At 56.7% G+C, this 16,839-nt stretch carries 14 protein-coding genes and 1 pseudogene; 10 read left to right on the top strand and 5 right to left on the bottom strand.

Features of this window, described 5'->3' with window-relative positions; translation table 11 throughout:
- Positions 1 to 13 precede the first annotated feature (13 nt).
- From PHA01_RS05830 to PHA01_RS05810, 5 genes are all read left to right on the top strand, one after another.
- Complete coding sequence (locus tag PHA01_RS05830) at positions 14 to 1,522, top strand: gluzincin family metallopeptidase (protein WP_271893988.1); 1,509 nt, start codon at positions 14 to 16, stop codon at positions 1,520 to 1,522.
- 155 nt (positions 1,523 to 1,677) lie between these two features.
- Positions 1,678 to 3,552, top strand: a complete 1,875-nt coding sequence (locus tag PHA01_RS05825) for a TPR end-of-group domain-containing protein (protein WP_271894418.1) — start codon at positions 1,678 to 1,680, stop codon at positions 3,550 to 3,552.
- 540 nt (positions 3,553 to 4,092) lie between these two features.
- A complete protein-coding gene (locus PHA01_RS05820; protein ID WP_271893986.1) occupies positions 4,093 to 5,889 on the top strand; it encodes an ethanolamine ammonia-lyase reactivating factor EutA in 1,797 nt (598 codons plus the stop codon).
- 33 nt (positions 5,890 to 5,922) lie between these two features.
- Entirely contained in the window at positions 5,923 to 7,035 is a 1,113-nt protein-coding gene (locus PHA01_RS05815; RefSeq protein ID WP_224509968.1) for a cupin domain-containing protein, read from the top strand.
- A gap of 45 nt (positions 7,036 to 7,080) precedes the next feature.
- Positions 7,081 to 8,163: an ABC transporter substrate-binding protein gene (locus tag PHA01_RS05810; protein ID WP_271893984.1), complete on the top strand. Its 1,083-nt coding sequence runs from the start codon at positions 7,081 to 7,083 to the stop codon at positions 8,161 to 8,163.
- Positions 8,164 to 8,515: 352 nt separating this feature from the next.
- Here PHA01_RS05810 and PHA01_RS05805 read toward each other — a convergent pair whose 3' ends face one another.
- A complete protein-coding gene (locus tag PHA01_RS05805; protein WP_271893982.1) occupies positions 8,516 to 8,959 on the bottom strand; it encodes an ion channel in 444 nt (147 codons plus the stop codon).
- A complete protein-coding gene (locus tag PHA01_RS05800; RefSeq protein ID WP_271893981.1) occupies positions 8,956 to 10,059 on the bottom strand; it encodes an AI-2E family transporter in 1,104 nt (367 codons plus the stop codon). The genes PHA01_RS05805 and PHA01_RS05800 overlap by 4 nt, the downstream gene beginning before the upstream one ends.
- Before the next feature lie 303 nt (positions 10,060 to 10,362).
- Here PHA01_RS05800 and PHA01_RS05790 point away from each other — a divergent pair.
- From PHA01_RS05790 to PHA01_RS05780, 3 genes and pseudogenes are all read left to right on the top strand, one after another.
- Positions 10,363 to 11,438, top strand: a pseudogene (locus PHA01_RS05790) (HlyD family secretion protein).
- Positions 11,428 to 11,826: a DUF2955 domain-containing protein gene (locus PHA01_RS05785; protein WP_271893978.1), complete on the top strand. Its 399-nt coding sequence runs from the start codon at positions 11,428 to 11,430 to the stop codon at positions 11,824 to 11,826. The pseudogene PHA01_RS05790 and the gene PHA01_RS05785 overlap by 11 nt, the downstream one beginning before the upstream one ends.
- Before the next feature lie 247 nt (positions 11,827 to 12,073).
- The gene (locus PHA01_RS05780) at positions 12,074 to 12,217 is read left to right on the top strand and encodes a hypothetical protein (protein WP_271893977.1); all 144 of its coding nucleotides are present in this window, start codon (positions 12,074 to 12,076) and stop codon (positions 12,215 to 12,217) included.
- Between the two features lie 341 nt (positions 12,218 to 12,558).
- Here the strand turns inward: PHA01_RS05780 and PHA01_RS05775 are convergent, their stop codons facing one another.
- Entirely contained in the window at positions 12,559 to 13,020 is a 462-nt protein-coding gene (locus PHA01_RS05775) for a hypothetical protein (RefSeq protein ID WP_271893975.1), read from the bottom strand.
- Between the two features lie 289 nt (positions 13,021 to 13,309).
- Between PHA01_RS05775 and PHA01_RS05770 the strand changes: the two genes are divergently transcribed.
- Complete coding sequence (locus PHA01_RS05770; protein ID WP_271894417.1) at positions 13,310 to 13,741, top strand: Ros/MucR family transcriptional regulator; 432 nt, start codon at positions 13,310 to 13,312, stop codon at positions 13,739 to 13,741.
- Between the two features lie 179 nt (positions 13,742 to 13,920).
- Here PHA01_RS05770 and PHA01_RS05760 read toward each other — a convergent pair whose 3' ends face one another.
- Positions 13,921 to 14,232 (bottom strand): hypothetical protein, encoded by a 312-nt coding sequence (locus PHA01_RS05760; protein ID WP_271893974.1) that lies wholly within the window; start codon positions 14,230 to 14,232, stop codon positions 13,921 to 13,923.
- Between the two features lie 224 nt (positions 14,233 to 14,456).
- A complete protein-coding gene (locus PHA01_RS05755) occupies positions 14,457 to 16,133 on the bottom strand; it encodes a SulP family inorganic anion transporter (protein ID WP_271893973.1) in 1,677 nt (558 codons plus the stop codon).
- Between PHA01_RS05755 and PHA01_RS05750 the strand changes: the two genes are divergently transcribed.
- Complete coding sequence (locus PHA01_RS05750; RefSeq protein ID WP_271893972.1) at positions 16,127 to 16,834, top strand: hypothetical protein; 708 nt, start codon at positions 16,127 to 16,129, stop codon at positions 16,832 to 16,834. The two genes, PHA01_RS05755 and PHA01_RS05750, sit on opposite strands and share 7 nt — an antisense overlap.
- Positions 16,835 to 16,839: the final 5 nt, after the last annotated feature.

Below are 16,839 nucleotides of genomic sequence, written 5' to 3'. Positions count from 1 at the left end.
TGAGGAACCCCGGATGAGCTTTACCACCTTTGAAAGCGAAGTCGCCAAGGTCAACGATATCCTGTGCGCGGTTAACCTGTTGACCTGGGATTCACGCACGATGATGCCGCCTGGAGGTGTTGATGCACGCGGCAAGCAGATCGCGACGCTTGTCGGTCTTGCCCGCGATATCGCGACCGGCGACCGAATGATGAAAGCAATTGAAAGCGCCCGCGCCGATACAGATGGCGATCCCTTGCAGCGCGCTGCCGTCGAGCAGGCAGCGGCATCAATAGGTGTGCTGTCGCGCATCCCGGCAAAACTTGTCTCGGCGGCCGCCGAGCTCAAGACGAATGCACAGGCGGCATGGAAACAGGCGCGCAGCGTCGATGATTTCGCGGCCTTCGCGCCGTGGCTCGAACGCACCATGGAGATGCAGCGCGAGATCGCGGCGGCGATTGGCTATGATGCGCATCCTTATGACGCACTGGTTTCGACTTACGAGCCGGAAATGACCTGGGCGAAATTGCGCGAACTCTACGGCGACCTGCAAAAATCGCTCGTCCCGCTGCTCGCCGAGGCAAAGCAGGTGCGGCCAGTAAGAACAGAGATTCTCGATCGCGCCTACCCGATCGAAAGTCAGCGAGCATTTTCCAGTATGATTTCCGAGCGTTTCGGCTACGATTTCAACAGGGGTCGTCTGGATGATACGGTTCATCCGTTCGAGATCTCCTTCACCAGCGCGGATGTTCGTATCACCGGCCGGTTTCGCGAAGATTGGCTCCCGGGCGGCCTTTTTGCGGTCTGGCATGAAGCTGGTCACGGAATGTATGAGCAAGGGGTAGAGGCGCGCTTTAGCCGCTCGGCATTCACAACCGACTTCATCAACCTTTATGCTGTGGGCGGCAGCAGCTTCGGCACTCACGAGTCACAGTCGCGCCTTTGGGAAAATCGCGTTGGCCGCTCTCGCCGGTTCTGGGAGATTCATTTCGATGAACTGCGCAGCTTCTTTCCCGAACAACTCGCCGATGTTTCGGTCGAGGATTTTTGGCGGGTCGTCAACGCACCGCGTCCCAGCCTGATTCGGGTCGAGGCAGATGAACTCACCTATGATCTCCACATCATGCTGCGGTCGGAGATAGAGGCGGGGCTAATCACCGGAGAAATCCGGGTGGGTGATTTGCCGGCCATCTGGCGGGACAAGATGCAGTCCTATCTTGGTTTGGATGTTCCAAACGATACGCTTGGCGTACTTCAGGACGTGCATTGGTCATCGGGTATGGTGGGATCGTTCCCGACCTATACGATCGGCAACATCATGTCCTCGCAATTCTTCGCCAGTGCGAAGGCTGTTCCTGCGGTGAAAGAGGGGTTGGATACGGGCGACTACACTCCTTTGAAGACTTGGCTGAACGAGAATGTTCATCAATATGGGCGGTCGCGGACACCGGGCGAATTGCTGCAGCAGGCGACCGGTTCGCCACTGTCAGTTGCTAATTATGTCGCTGATCTGAAGCGCAAGGTTGCCGATCTCGCGGTGTAATTGTCGCTTGGCATCCAAACGTAAGAATGCGGTGGATGGGACGCCGGAATCGATATCGTCACTCCTTGTCGTCAATCGAAAGATGGACGCGACTTAAAGCGATGAAGCGGTTACAGTCCGGCGTTCTTGCATTTAAATCACAATTTGGGGGTCATTTGGAACGCCGGCTGAGCGCTATATTCGCTGCTGACATCGTGGGCTACAGTCATCTCATGGGCATTGATGAAGAAGGTACGTTGAACAGGTTCAAGTGCCATCGCAGTGAACTGATTGACCCCTTGATCAATGACCATAGAGGTCGAACCTTTAAGCTGACCGGAGATGGCATGCTGGTTGAGTTCGCCAGCGTGATCAACGCTGTCGCCTGCGCCGCCGATATCCAGCGTGGCATGGCAGAACGTAACCAGGGCGTGCCTAAGGACCACCGCATCGATTTGCGAATAGGAATCAATCTAGGTGACATAATCGTCGAGGACGGCGACATATTTGGAGACGGTGTCAACGTTGCAGCCCGTCTGGAAGGCATTGCCGACGCCGGTTGTATCGCGGTGGCAGCATCAGTACGCGATCAAGTGGGCTCCCGGTTAAATTTGAAGTTCATAGACAAAGGCGAACATGCACTTAAGAACATCAAGCAAAATATCCGTGTTTATACAATCGGTTTTGGCAGTCCATCCGGCATAGAAGCCACCACGCAGACGATAGTTGGCCCGCTTGATCAGCTACAAAAAACCATAGCCGTCTTGCCATTCACCAACATGAGCCGCGATCCCGAACAAGAGTATTTTTCTGATGGTATCACTGAGGACATCATCACGGATTTATCAAAGATTTCCAGCCTTCACGTCGTGGCACGCAATACTGTGTTCACTTACAAGGGCAGGTCCGTGAAGATTAAACAGGTCGGGCAGGATCTTGGCGTCCGTTATGTTTTGGAAGGCAGTGTGCGCAAGGTCGGAGAGCGTGTCCGGATAACCGGGCAGCTGATCGACGCGCTGTATGGTGGCCACATGTGGGCCGAACGATATGACCGGGATCTGACCGACATTTTCGCCATACAGGATGAAATAACCCACGCGATCGTCAGCCAGCTGAAAATCAAGCTCTTGCCGGAAGAGCTGGAAGCAATCGACACTGAGCCAACCGGGAATGTCGAAGCTTATACCTATTATTTGCGGGGACGGCAGTTTTCGCATGCCTGGACCAAATCATATCTTCATTTGGCGCGACGCATGTTCTGCAAGGCAGTGGAATTGGATCCAGATTATGCCCGGGCCTACGCAGGCATTGCTGACTGCGAGGCAGCATTGCGCGACTGGCAACCGGACGACTTCCCGCTGGAAAGAATTTCAGCTATGGCCGCTAAAGCGCTCGATCTGGATCCAAATTTAGCCGAAGCGCACGCATCCCGGGGACTGGCTCTACATCAGGCCGGTCATGATGAAGAGGCCGCGGCCTCTTTCGAGCGAGCACTCGCGATCGACCAGGGACTTCACGAAGCCAATTTCCACTATGCTCGCTTCTTTTACATGCGCGGTAACTTCGAGTCTGCCGTGCACTATTTTAGACAAGCTGCCGAGTTGAAGCCGGATGATTATCTCTCGCCCATCCATTTAATGAGCGCATATAGCTCTCTTGGTAAAGTGGCGGAAACCGAGAGCTGGGCTCGTGTTGGAGTATGGCGGGCGGAACAGGCCCTGGCCAAAAATCCGGAAAACTCCGGACCAGCCCATCGTGGTGCATTGGCTTGGGCGCACCTTGGTGACCCTCAACGAGCCCGGGAGTGGGCTGACCGGGCATTGGCTATCGATCCAGATGATATGGTAGCGCAGTACAACGTTGCCTGCGTGTACTCGATCATAGGTGAGATCGAGAAAGCTATCCGATTGCTGCAGAGTGTCCTTCCCAAAAGTTCGTACTATCAGACTATGTGGTTCAAGAATGATTCCGATTTAAACGCTATCAGGGGCGATGTTCGAGTCTTGAAAATGTTTGAACTTATCGAGGAGGAGAAGCGGCTTACCGTGTGAATACCTAAGCGGTGATTTGCAAGGAGCAGTTTTCTCATCACGAAGCAACAATCACCGTCGGTGCCTCAAAGACGCGGTTGTCACTCCGCGCGCCAAAGCCATGCGTATGCCCAACTCATATCCAAGAGTCCTGCCATACGGGTGCCAGCTCCATATATCTCCAATGTCACCATCCTGTTGATCGAGTCCAGCAGGCCGCCCTCAAATCAGGATTGGACATTTGTCCTCAACTACATTTCCCAAAATGACAACGCCATCCCCGCGACGGCGCGCGACGACCGTTCCCCAAAATATAGATAGTAGCGTTCAGGACGTTGACAGAACCTCAAAACGAAAATACGTTTCTAGATGTGGACCGACGTTCCATATAGAGGAACATACATCGAGCCGGAGGACGAGGAAACCGCTCGCGGGTTCGTCGAAGCAGTCGATCCACAGGAACGAAGGTTGAAGCTTTCGCGTACGGCGGAGGCGTGGCGACTGGCCGGCGGAAGCCGGGGGTCGGCGAGGTGTTTCCGGGTAGCTTTGGGAGGAGAACCGATGATCGACCGCGACAAACAAGGCGCTGAGGGCGGACACACCCTGAACGATCACCTGTATGACGACACACTCGCACATGAACACGGACCCGATGCCGATCACGATCACGATGACTACGGTCCGCCCGAGCCGCTTTCGAGCAATCCCATCTGGATTCAGGACAATGTTTTTCTGGCAAGCGTGGGCATCGACATTGGTTCGTCCGGAACACAGGTGATTTTTTCGAAGATTCATCTTCGACGCAGTGGTGAAGACCTGACGAGCCGGTACATCATCGTTTCGCGCGAAACACTCTACCAGTCCCCGGTACGGTTTACACCCTACGAAAGCGAAGCGCTGATCGATGCCCGGGCGTTGGGAGAAATTATCGACGACGCCTATGCCGCCGCGAGACTTTCTCCAGATGCCATCGACACTGGCGCAGTCATCCTAACGGGAGAAGCACTTCGCCGAGAGAATGCCAATGCGATCGCTTCGATCCTGGCAGCACAGGGTGGCCAGTTCGTTTGTGCCGCGGCCGGCCATCATATGGAAGCGATGCTCGCCGCCTATGGATCTGGTGCCGCGCGGCGCAGTTTCGACCAAGGGACGCGGCTCCTTAATATCGACATTGGCGGCGGCACGACAAAGCTCGCGCTGGTGGATCATGGCCAGATCTTGGCGACGGCGGCCTATCACGTCGGTGGTCGTCTTCAGGTCGTGGATGAGGGCGGGCGGATCATACGGCTCGATCCGGCGGGCCGGCACCACGCACAGCGGGCAGGCTTCGATTGGTCAGAGGGTGACCGGATCGACGTCGGTGATCTCGATCGCGTCGCGTCCATCATGGCTGATACGCTGACCGCAGCCATTGTCAGTCGGGACCCGGGCGAGGATGTGACTCATCTCTTTCTTACGGATCGCCTGCCGGAACTCGGCGACCTCGACGGGGTAGTTTTCTCTGGAGGTGTTGGCGAATTCGTCTATGGCCGGGAAACACGGGATTTCGGCGATCTCGGCTCTCGGCTTGGCCTAGCCTTGCGTTATCGGCTGGACAACGGCGCGATACCCTGGCCGCTTGTTGAGGCGGGCGAGTGCATTCGCGCTACCGCGCTCGGCGCTTCCGAATATAGCATCCAGCTCAGCGGTAACACCTGTTTCTTGTCGGACCCCGGCACTCTCTTGCCGCAGCGGAACCTTCAGGTCCTGCGTCCGCCCGTCGATCTCTCCAAAGAAATCGATGCGGTCGGGATCGGGCAGACGATCCAGCGGCATCTTCAACTGTTCGATGTCGTTGCTACCAGCCCCAACGTTGCGCTCGCCTTCGAATGGGGCGGTACACCTGAATATGCGCGTATCCGCGCCTTCGCAGAGGCCGTCGAAACCGGCCTTCGTGTACTGATCGATGCGGGTCAACCGTTATTTGTGATGCTCGATGGTGACATTGCCATGACGCTCGGTGCGATCCTCAAAGAGGAACTTGGTGTGCCTGGCGAAGTTCTCGTGCTGGACGGCCTTGCATTACGGGATTTCGATTTTGTCGATCTTGGCCGTCTCCGGCTCCCATCGAGGACGGTGCCAGTGACGGTGAAATCCCTTGTGTTCAATGAAAGTGCCTCAAATCCGGGCAAGCCTCAGCGCCTGCACCACCGCGAAAGGGTGGTCAGTCCCCCCCATTCCCATTCGCATGCGACGCATCATCACCATCATGGTTCTGACCATCATGATCATGACTCCAATCACGATCACCATCACGGCCATTCTCACAGCACGCCATCCGAATTGCGGACGGACGTGGCAACGAAAGAAAGCCGGTAGACCCCTGCAGTACCATCAAGAAAGGAAAGCCAGATGGCGAAAGACGCGCTCGTTTCCGAGGACATGGCAAACAAGTTCGCCACCGAAAAGGAAACGCCTTATACGCGCTGGATAAGAGATGAGGGGCTTGATATCATCCCTGCGCTCTACGTACGAAATCTCAGGACTGTACCCCTGAAGCCCTGGGCGCGACGTGGCGGCAACGCCGTCTTCGTCAATCATGATGCATCGCGCACCTCCAACGACAGCTATGTGATGGAGATCCCTGCGGGCAAATCACTTGCGCCGCATCGCCAGCTTTACGAGGAAATGATCCTCGTGCTTGAGGGACGTGGATCGACCACCGTATGGAACGACGCCGGCAAAACCATCAGCTTCGAGTGGCAGGCAGGCTCGCTCTTTGCCATTCCTCTCAATACGCTGCACCAACATTTCAACGGTTCGGGTCAGCAGCCTGCGCGCTACATTGGCGTTACGAATGCGCCTCCTATCATCAATCTCTATGAAGACCTCGATTTCGTCTTCAATTCAAAACACGACTTTCCCAATCGTTTCTCTGGCGAACCGAATTATTTCAGTAACAAGGGCGAGCAAAAGGGTCTGCTGCTCGAAACTAACTTCGTTGCGGATGCAGTGAGCCTGCCATTGATCAGTGCCAAGGAACGCGGCGCCGGGGGCGGTCACATCCGCTTCAATATGGCGAAGGGCTCGATGAACAGCCACATTTCGCAGTTTCCGGTCGGGACCTACAAGAAGGGGCATGCCCATGGCCCCGGTGCGTATGTCATCATTCTCAGTGGTGAAGGCTACTCCTTGATGTGGCCGGAGGGCGAGGAACCGAGGCGCTACGAATGGGAGGTGGGCACGCTGATCGTTCCGCCGAACATGTGGTTCCATCAGCATTTCAACACGGGCAAGACACCGGCGCGCTACCTCGCTTTCAAGCACGAGGTGGTTTCCATACGCAATGCGCAAGGTGTTCCAAAAGCATGGATCAGCCGGCGTCTTGGCGGGGATCAGATCGACTATGCCGACGAGAGCGAATTGGTGCGGACGATGTTTGCCGAATCGCTGGCTAAAAACGGCCTGTCGCCACGAATGGAATCTGCCTACGAGACCGAGCTTGCGGATTTGCCGCCGAGGTAGACACCCACGACAGAAGACTCAGAAAACCAATAGGGAGGAACAATCATGAAAAAGCATTCTTGTGAGGGCCAAACGATATCCCGGCGTCAGATACTGTTGGGATTCGCCACAACGTTACTGACGTTGCTTCTGGTCACAACGCCCGTCGTGGCGCAGACCAGCATCGCGGAGCTTGCCGCATACGACGGTGCGGATCGCATGCAAAAACTGATCGACGGCGCGAAACAGGAAGGCACGCTGACCATCTACACGTCCGCGCCCGTCGATGACATGACAGCGCTCACCAGCGCTTTCACCGAGAAATACGGTGTAAAGGTCGAGGTCTGGCGCGGCAGTTCCGAAGACGTTCTTCAGCGCGGCGTCGCGGAGACCCGCGCGGGTCGTTATACCGCCGATATCCTCGAAACCAATGGCCCGGAGCTCGAGGCCTTGACGCGCGAGAACATATTGCAGCCGGTCTCCTCACCGACGTTCAACCAGATATTACCCTCCGCCCTCTTCGAGCATCGAAGCTGGATCGGAACGCGGCTCAACGTCATCACGTCAGCGTACAATACCAATCTGGTGCAGGCGGCCGATGTACCGAAGACGTGGACCGATTTCCTGAACCCTGCATTCAAGGGCAAGCTGGGCATTGAGGCCGAGGACTTCGACTGGCTCGCTGCCGTGGTGAAAAACTTTCCTTCGGAAGCCGAGGGGATCGATTTCTTCAAGAAACTTGCCGCCACCAATGGTCTTTCGGTACGCAAGGGTCATACTTTGCTGACCAATCTTACAGCGTCCGGCGAAGTGCCTATGTCAATGACCGTCTACCAGTACAAAGCGCAGCAACTGAAACAGGACGGCGCCCCGATAGAATGGTTCGGGATTGCGCCCATTCCGGCTCGCGTCAATGGCATCGGGGTTTCACGTCACTCGACCCATCCGCATGCGGCGCTCCTTTTTTATGAGTTTGAACTGACCGATGCTCAATCGATCTTGGCGAAGCGCGGCTTCACTCCGACAAACATATCGCTGTTTCCTTTGCCAGAGAATCTCAAGCTCAGCGTGATCGATTCAAAAATCGTCCTCGATGAGGGGAAGAAATGGCGAAACGTTTTCGACGAAGTCATTTCTGCAAAGCCATAGAACAGATCCATTGAACAGTTGAGCGGCCCATGCCGCGTCGAGCTGGTCATTCCCCACTTTTAGTTGATGCCGCATTCTCATTGAAGCTTTTACTGGGGCAAGCTCGGAATCGGCGCGGCCATGCCGGTCGCCGAGGCCACGACCATATATGGCAACGCCAACTATGAAACCAGCTTTGCTGGCGACGCCGATTCATGGGAGGGCAAGTTCGGTATCAAGATGACCTGATAACGAACGCGCGATCAACTGAAGCGCACATCACGTGTCGCTTGAACCCGCAGGTCGCCCCGAGCGGTCATTCTGGATCCCGATGCTGGCTTGAAATCGACACCAGGATCGTTCGATAAACGTTCTACGTTCGGCCTGACTGAACGGCGATCCATTTGGCGGTGACCTGCTGGATAACGGAGATGAAGAGTGCCGTGGTGACCCCGAACATCATCAGACCGTTGGCAGCCTGGAGCGGCCCGAGCAGCCGCATTCGGCCTTGCAGCAAAACGTCACCATAGCCGAGCGAAGTGAAGGTCACGCCCGAAAAATACATGGCCGTTTCAAAGTCCGCAAATGCACCGAGCAGTCTGTACAGCAACGCCCAAAACACAACCTGGACGATGTTGCCGATCATTAGCACCAGCATCAGAATCGAGAATTGAACGAAAATCCCACGCAGCGGCTTAGCACCGAACGGTTGTCGGGAGGTCCGGGCAAAGTAACGCGCGGCGATCACCGATGCCAGCACCTGAAATGCAAGGCATGCCAACATGACCAGCAAGCCGAGAGCAATAACCACGATCATGGCGGACCTTCCGTCGGCGGCCCGCCCTCAACGGGTTTGTACCGGAGCCACTCCATAAGCAGGACGTAGCCAACGGCCAGGAGAACCGGGCCCACAAACAGGCCGAGAAGACCGTCGGCGATCATGCCGCCAATCACACCAATGAGAATGATCGGCATCGGAACTTCAAGTCCGCGGCCGAGCATCAGTGGCTTGAGGAGGTTGTCGCTGAGGCCGGCAATAACGGTCCAGATTGAAAAGATGATCGCCGGCGTGGTCGCTTCCGTCGCAAGAACATAGGCGATGACAGGTAGTGTTAGCAGCAACGCCGGCACCTGCACGATGGCAAACAACAGCACCACGAGCGTCAAGATGCTAGCTGACGAAAGACCTATAGCGAAAAAGCCTATCCCGATCAGCAACGACTGGATGACCGCTACGCCGACGACGCCGACCGCCACACCTCGGATTGTAGCGGCAGTCATCGCAACCAGTCGGGGGCCTTGCGCATTACTGCCGGTGATACGTTCCAACAGGCGACTGGCAAACTCGGTGCAGCCTTCGCCATAGGCGATGAGCACGGCAGCGACTGCGAACGAAAGTACGAACGACAGCTGACCGGCGGCCAAACCGCCCGCGAACGACGCCAGCCATGATGCAGCTCCACCGAGCATTTTGCTGTACTTGGCAAGCGCCGCCGGCATGTTTGTCTCGACAAGCACCCATGTGTCGGTCAATTTCTGGCCGACCAGCGGCAGGTCGGCAAGCCATAGCGGCGGCGCAGGCACCGTCAGCCTGCTGTCCTGCAAGCCCGAGACCAACTCCAGTGTGGAAGTCGCGAGCGACGTCACCACCATGACCAACGGGACCAGCATCAGCGCAACGCTGACCAGCCCGATCAACGTCGCCGACCAGCGATTTCCGACCCGGGCGACCAAGCGTCGGTGCAGCGGATAGAGCATGACCGCGAGGATCACCGACCAGAGCAAGATGCCGGTAAACGGCAATATGATGCGGCTACAGGCAAAGATTAGCAGGCCCACGAGGCCGATCTGAAGCACTGAATCGAGCATTCTCAAAAGCGACGGCGCACGCTCAGGGATTGTGACGTTCGGCTGCATTTTGCTGCCCCCTTCCGAGGCAATCTGGATTTCAGATAGCTCGGTCCTCCAACCAACTATTTACCTGTTTCGGCCTTTCCGCAAGGCAGACGCGCATTGAACAAGCCATTGAGAGGCCCAATGCAGCCTCAGCCCGGCGCAGTCATGTGGGCGGGTTCCTTGGCCGCCATCGCATCGGTGCCCGTTGCGATGGCGGCAGCTTAGGACTAAATTGCCGTTCCAACGCGACGGCCGCGTGATCTTGGGGGCAAACGACATGGCGTCGGATGCAGCTGGGGCCCTCGTGATGATGCTCCAAATACTATGGGCGCGCCTCTGAAAGAGCAAAACCCGCAGCGCACGGTCGCAATTACCGTGCTCGTGGTGGCGTTACTTCTGTTCGTCGTGACGGTTTTCATGGAGCGGCGCATGCCTTCTTCCTCGCAGGCGACCGTCAGTGGCTATGTCGTTGGCGTAGCGCCCGAGGTTACCGGGCGGTTTATTGAAGTTGGCGTACTGACAACAGTGCCGTGAACGCCCGGCCAGATGCTGTTTCGGCTGGATCCGGAACACTACCGGATTGCAGTGGCAGAGGCGGAAGCACGCCTGGCGGGGGTAGGTCAGACGATCGGCGCTTCGACCGCGGCCGTCGATGTCGCCCAGGCCAAGGTGTTGGAGTCGAAGGCAGTCCGGGTCAATGTGCAGGATCAAGCCACTCGCGCCGGGGAACTTGTCAAGCGCGGTATCTACGCCCAGGCGAAACATGATGAGGCCGCGGCGGCGCTGGATCAGGCAGATGCCGGTGTGGATGCAGCCGAAGCCGACCTCGCGCGAGCCCGGGAGGAGCTTGGACCCGCAGGAAAAGACAATCCGCAATTGCAGGAGGCGCTCGCGGCGCTTGAAAAAGCCCAGCTTGATCTGCTGCGCACGGCGGTTTCAGCCCCGGCGGAAGGCGTCGTCACCAATCTCCAGCTCTCCGTCGGAGGTATGCTCAGCGCTGGGGAGAGTGCAATGACCTTCATCGATACTGGCACGATCTGGATCACGGCTGCGTTCAAGGAAAACAGCCTCGAGATCGTTGCCGCGGGCGACCGTGCTGAGGTGCTTTTCGATGTTCTCCCGGGTAAGATTTTCGCCGCCACGGTTGAAGGCATCGGGATGGGGGTGGCCCAGGGAAGTGTCGACCCCGCGACACGCCTGCCGAAGATTTCCACGGACACTGGATGGGTGCGAGCACCGCAGAGCTTTCCCATCCGCCTGGTTCTCGACGAAGGGCGGCCCAAGGGCGTGCGATACGGTTCGCAGGCCAATGTTTCATCTACACCGGAGACCATCCGGTCACCAATGCGCTCGGCAGCATCTGGATCCGGATTCTTTCGGTCCTGACCTATGTCAGCTGATACGCTTCTTTGGCACGAGGAGGACCGCGTCAATGTAAAGCGCAAGGGTCTGCGCATAGCGCTTGCCGTTGCGGTCGGCTTTTCCTGGTCGGTCTATTCGGGGGCTATCATCCCCTTCCTTGGGCCATTGTTTGCGGCACAGTTTCTGATCTCGAGTTCCCGCCCCATGCCGTTGCAAAAGGCGTTGGCAGTCATAGTGCAAATTCTTGTCGTAGGAGCATATTTGCAATTTATAACGGTTCTGACCGGCGACAGGCCGCCCGTTCTCTTGCTCCTGCTGGGACTGATTTACTTTGGATGTTTCTACTACCAGGCCAACGGTAAGGGCGGCCTCACAATCTTTTCTGGTGCTGGTCATTGCGGTTATGGTGCCGCTCCACAATTCTGAACGAAGACCTCGGCGACACCATTCTTATGATCCTGGTTCAGGGTGTGGTGACCGGAATGCTTTTGATGTGGGGGGCCCATGCCTTGATTCCAGACAGAGGCAGTTCCGCTCTTCAGGCCGCGAGGAAAACGACGTATCCGCGTGCGGCACGCTACGCTGCGGCCAACACCGCCATACTGCTGATCGCGGTGGTTGCCTGTCTGACACGCGAAGGGCTGGCTACGCGATCGTCATTCCGATAATAATCGTGTCACTGCTGTCCCAATTCGACGTCGCGGCCAGCACGCGCGCCGCCTTGGGGCTCGTGATAACCTATATACTGGTAGCCATCGCCTATGCGATCTTCATGACAACGTTGCTTTGGCCTCGGCACAAGCGCAGTCTTGGTTGAACGCGTGCCGGCGGCTGACGCGCCGATCGGTTACCACCTTCACTTTGGCGAATCGCAGAGGCTGACCACCCGGCGGACATCATCGCGCGTCGTTCGCCAAAAGGGCGATTTCTACGTCATACTGCGCATGTATCAACCGAGCGACGCAGTTCTAACCGGCACCTACCAAATGCCTGAGATGGTCAATTAGCTGCCAAATACGTGTTTGTGCGTCTGGATGTTGCACAAATGCAAATGAAGACCTCTAAGCAAATTAAGTTTCGTTAGGAGGCCGGCGATGGGGTTCGGGTCGAATGCGGCTTGATATTTGATGACGGACAGGATTAAAGGCAAAGGAAGAACTAAGCTCGGTTGGAAGGCAACTCGAACGTAGCGCTATTTTCGTGCTGCTCGACCTTTTCAAAACCGATCAAAGCAAACCATCGTTCAACGTCAGGGCGATCACTCTGGCTCATAGACCGGATGGGGACGTTGCCGCAAAGCTTTTGGATTTTCTTGATGTGGCGCTTGCAGAAGCGGACAGTCTTCGCAGTGAAGAATTCTTCATTCGCTGCAAATGACGTGTTCGCGATGCCGCCTTCGTCATGCCAAGTAATTACCGCCAAGGTCTCGTCGCCATCCATCAAGGCGTGCCCGCGTCCTTCGCGAAGGTCCATCAGCAGATTTTCTTTCGCTTTGTTTTCGGTTTCACCAGCGGTCGCATACTCATGGCTCAATCGGTCGGCGAGATGATCAAAAACGTGGCTGAGATGTTTAGGTGTGGCAGTTCTTGCTTCCATTTCAACCTCCGGCGGCGTTCCCACACTCTTTCAACGATAACACGCTGACGGATGCCCGATAAGTCTGGCTATCGGTATTGGATGGCGTGGCTCCGTCGATGTAACGGCGGCACATCAGCGGGGTCATTGTGATGTGGGTTTGCCGTCCTTGTCCTCGGCCAGTCTCCTTATGCATTGTTCCATTGGTGACCATTCAATCGGCAACCACCCGATACCATTTCCTGTTTGCCGCATTTGTATTATTAGAACAACTGGTGTTCAAGATCATACCAATAGATTTAGATATTTGATTTGTGGGGATTGATTGATCACTATCCAAGAAGTCGATACCGCGTCGAACAAGGGCAAGCTGGTCGATCTGACGGCCAAGTTGGTGGCGGCTTACGTCCGCAATAACGCAATACCTGCCGCGGATTTGCCGATGTTGCTCAACACCGTGCATGCTGCTTTATCGAGGGCAGCGATTGGAAACAAAGAGACGGCAATTGCCTCGCCGAGCCCCGTACCTGCAGTGAACCGCAAAAAGTCGGTTACACCCGATTACATAATTTGTCTCGAAGACGGCAAGAAGTTCAAATCGCTGAAGCGGCACTTGAAGAATTCCTTTGATCTCACGCCGGAAGAATACCGCAAGAGATGGAGTCTTGATCCTTCCTATCCGATGGTCGCCCCGAACTACGCCGAGGCTCGCTCCCGTCTGGCCAAGACCATGGGGCTCGGTCGAAAGTCGGGTAGGGCGCGTTAAGATCAGTCCGTTTCCGGCCGCACGGTCTCCACGGTCAGCGACCTTCTGGGAGCGGCCGCAGCAGTTCTGTCTCGGACTTCGTCAGGTAGATCCATGCCGCCCAGTTGGGGCGAAGCACGACCACCTGGCGATTGTGCTAGCCGGTGGGACAATCAGAAATCCAGTTCTGGTCTCATTTTTCAGCGCCAGAACTCGTCCAGATAGTCGATGACCTCGCCGTCAGATCCTGCTACCTGGCTAAGCATCATCTGGTCGGTCCAAAAGAGGATGGCCTTACGGATCTCCTGATCCTGCCAACCGGCTTCCCTGGCCTTCTCATGCACCCGGATGTAGGTGAGGTGGTTGAAAGGAAGGGCAATCTGATCCTTGAACATCTCCTCGATCGCGTCCGCACATTCAGCGCCGCGCCGAAGATAGGGGCCGTCCTCCTTGGGCGGCTTTATTTCGTATCGGACATGATACGGAACATAAGACTCCTTGCGTTCTCTCATGGCGTCACCTCATTATCAGGCATCCTTAATCCCAAGCCGTGTTCCACGGCCTCTTCCTCCCAGAAAATCTGTTAAACTGACGCAGCCCGCGATAGTTTGCACCGGGTCAAGCTCAACTGGCGTCATGCGCCGGAAAATAACATAGGCGCGATCGCTGGGCCGGCATTTTTTCTGTTTTCCTTTCTTTCGCCTCCGCCTTGCAATGCATGCGAGCAGTCCGAGCATCAATCATCGCCGGAAATGGGCCGGGAGGAAGTGAGATATCGCAGAAGGCCGGCTTCGGCGGTGGGAAACATACGATCGTTACCGACATGGTTGGCGAAGCCGGACCTTCGGACGTAGTCAAGCACATCCGGATTGAGGCCGGCCAGCCATATCGCGACTCCTTCTTCCGCAAAGCGACGTTCGCCATCGATCATCATTTGCAGCGCAGAGTATTCGATATCGAAGACCCGGCTGAAGTCGAGCATCAGGACGCCTGGTTTGTCTTTGGTAACGAGTTCCCGGATCCGGTCGCCGACCTGCTGGGCGTTGGCGAAGAATAGCCTTCCTTCGGGACGCACGATCAGAAGACCTTCGAAGGTTTCGTCATCCGGGTGCTCTAGCGATATTGGGCGCAGCAGGTCTTCCCCCCGTTTGCGGCCGATCACGTGGATGCGCGGTCGCGCCGCCTGACTGGAGAGGCCAATCAGCGACAGCACGATCGCAACGATGATGCCCTGAAGCGTACCGAAAGCGAGCACGCCGAGGAATGCCGCGAGCGCCCATCGGAACTCCATTGTTCGCACCTTGCGGATCGATAGGAATTCGAGCGGCTGTATCAGTCCAATTGAATACACGATCACGATCGCCGCGAGCACCGCCTGCGGCAGAAGCCCCAACAGCGGGGCCAGAGCCAGCATGGTTGCCGCAGAGGCAGCAGCCGTGACGAGAGATGCCTTCTGCGTCCGCCCTCCGACGGAGCGCACCACCGCCGTCTGCGATGTCCCGCCGCCGGCCGGCATGGCTCCGAAGAAAGCGCCAGACAGGTTGGCCGCGCCGACGGCGAGAAGTTCCCGGTTCGCCCTGATCGGCGGATCCGAACGGACAGCAAAGGCCCTGCCGGCGGCGATCGTCTCTGTAAAGCTCATTAGCGCTATGCCGATGGCCCCGGGAAGCAGCATAATAACGAGGTCCGGGGTTGGCAGCGTTATGGAGGGCAAAGCCTGGGGAATGAGGCCGACCGTTGCCACACCGGCACCGCTCAGACCGCCGAACCAGGAAACGGCGATGCCTGCGGCGACCACCACCAGCGGTGCCGGCGAGTGTGGCCAGATGCGCTCCGTAATCAGGAGCATGACCAGCGCCGTGGCCCCGAGCGCTAGCGTGAGGAGGGAACTCTCGGGAAGATGCTGGACGAGGCTAAGCACGTCGCGGAGAAAGCCCTCTTTCGTTATGTGGATGCCGAAAAGCTTCGGCACTTGATCAAGTATAATCACAAGACCGATGCCCGCCTTGAAGCCGGTCAGTACCGGCGTTGAAATCAGGTTTGCCACGAACCCGAGACGTAACACGGAAGCCAGAACAAGCAGGGCTCCGGTCAGGGCGGTCAGGGTCGCAGTCGCAGTGATCAGCTTTGCGGGGTCTCCGTCCGGCACCGCCATACCCAGCTCTGCGGCGGTAAGTATCGCCAGGGTCGTAGTTGAGCTGGTGCTCAGGACCCGTGACGTACCCAAAAGGGCATAGACGATCATCGGAACAAAGGCAGTGTAAAGCCCTACGCTGACTGGCAGGCCAGCAACCGTCGCATAGGCCATGGCTTTGGGCAGCACAACCGCCGCCGCCGTGAGCCCCGCCACCAGGTCGGGCCGCAGACCCTGGTCAGTATGGCGAGATGGATTGTCCGTGCCGTGGGGTGGCATTGCGCAACGCTCCTGTTCGTCCGTGGATGCAGCTACCGAACCAGCACACAGGTTCGGTAAAACTGCCCCTCCAATCCGTCAATTGGAACCGTGCCGATTCGTTAGTATCTGCGCAATACGGACATTCAAACGAGTATCTTCAAATCTCGGACCACTTAATTGCACCCCCTGTTGAGCAAAAATTTTTCCACGGATTTGAGGGCGCTACCGGAATATTCCTGCGGGTCGAGATCGACGATCAACTCGGGAAACGCCAGATTTGCGTTGGGGCTGTCAATGTACTTCTGAAGAAGTTGACAATGTTTGTTCTCGTTGGCTATACGCACCGCGATAGCTTCAACGAACCCGATGCAAAAACCGTGGTCCAGCTCATCTTGCCTGTCTCTGCACATTGCCTGAAGTTTGGCGAAAGTCGGCTCTTCTGCGAGCGCAAGGTTGCCGAAACTCGCGACGAGGAGGAGGGTCAAAGCGATTATTCGAATGAGCAGGCTCTTTGTAGAAATTCTGCCCGCCGGGAATGCATCCGAACGGACCGTTTTATTGGAACTCTCACCCTTGACCTTCTTCGTATGCGCCGCCGTCAGCATTTCTTACCTCCCGGCTTCTGGGCAAAGATCGTTCACTGCCTGCATTATCGCTCCGACCGCGCTCTTTGGGAGTGTTGCGGGATGACTTTGAATGAAGTGATCACCTTGGCATAGAGGGC

Origin of the sequence: Candidatus Phyllobacterium onerii, assembly GCF_028331445.1 — a bacterium.
In the GTDB taxonomy this organism is placed as follows: Bacteria; Pseudomonadota; Alphaproteobacteria; order Rhizobiales; family Rhizobiaceae; genus Phyllobacterium; species Phyllobacterium onerii.
Note: the sequence above shows the minus strand (reverse complement) of the source record. Positions and strands in the feature narration are given on the sequence as shown.

Bases quoted from the DNA above. Each gene is read 5' to 3' on its own strand.
- PHA01_RS05830 (WP_271893988.1), top strand. From the start codon at position 14: ATGAGCTTTACCACCTTTGAAAGCGAAGTCGCCAAGGTCAACGATATC.
- PHA01_RS05820 (WP_271893986.1), top strand. From the start codon at position 4,093: ATGATCGACCGCGACAAACAAGGCGCTGAGGGCGGACACACCCTGAAC.
- PHA01_RS05815 (WP_224509968.1), top strand. From the start codon at position 5,923: ATGGCGAAAGACGCGCTCGTTTCCGAGGACATGGCAAACAAGTTCGCC.
- PHA01_RS05810 (WP_271893984.1), top strand. From the start codon at position 7,081: ATGAAAAAGCATTCTTGTGAGGGCCAAACGATATCCCGGCGTCAGATA.
- PHA01_RS05805 (WP_271893982.1), bottom strand. From the start codon at position 8,959: ATGATCGTGGTTATTGCTCTCGGCTTGCTGGTCATGTTGGCATGCCTT.
- PHA01_RS05800 (WP_271893981.1), bottom strand. From the start codon at position 10,059: ATGCAGCCGAACGTCACAATCCCTGAGCGTGCGCCGTCGCTTTTGAGA.
- PHA01_RS05785 (WP_271893978.1), top strand. From the start codon at position 11,428: ATGTCAGCTGATACGCTTCTTTGGCACGAGGAGGACCGCGTCAATGTA.
- PHA01_RS05760 (WP_271893974.1), bottom strand. From the start codon at position 14,232: ATGAGAGAACGCAAGGAGTCTTATGTTCCGTATCATGTCCGATACGAA.
- PHA01_RS05755 (WP_271893973.1), bottom strand. From the start codon at position 16,133: ATGCCACCCCACGGCACGGACAATCCATCTCGCCATACTGACCAGGGT.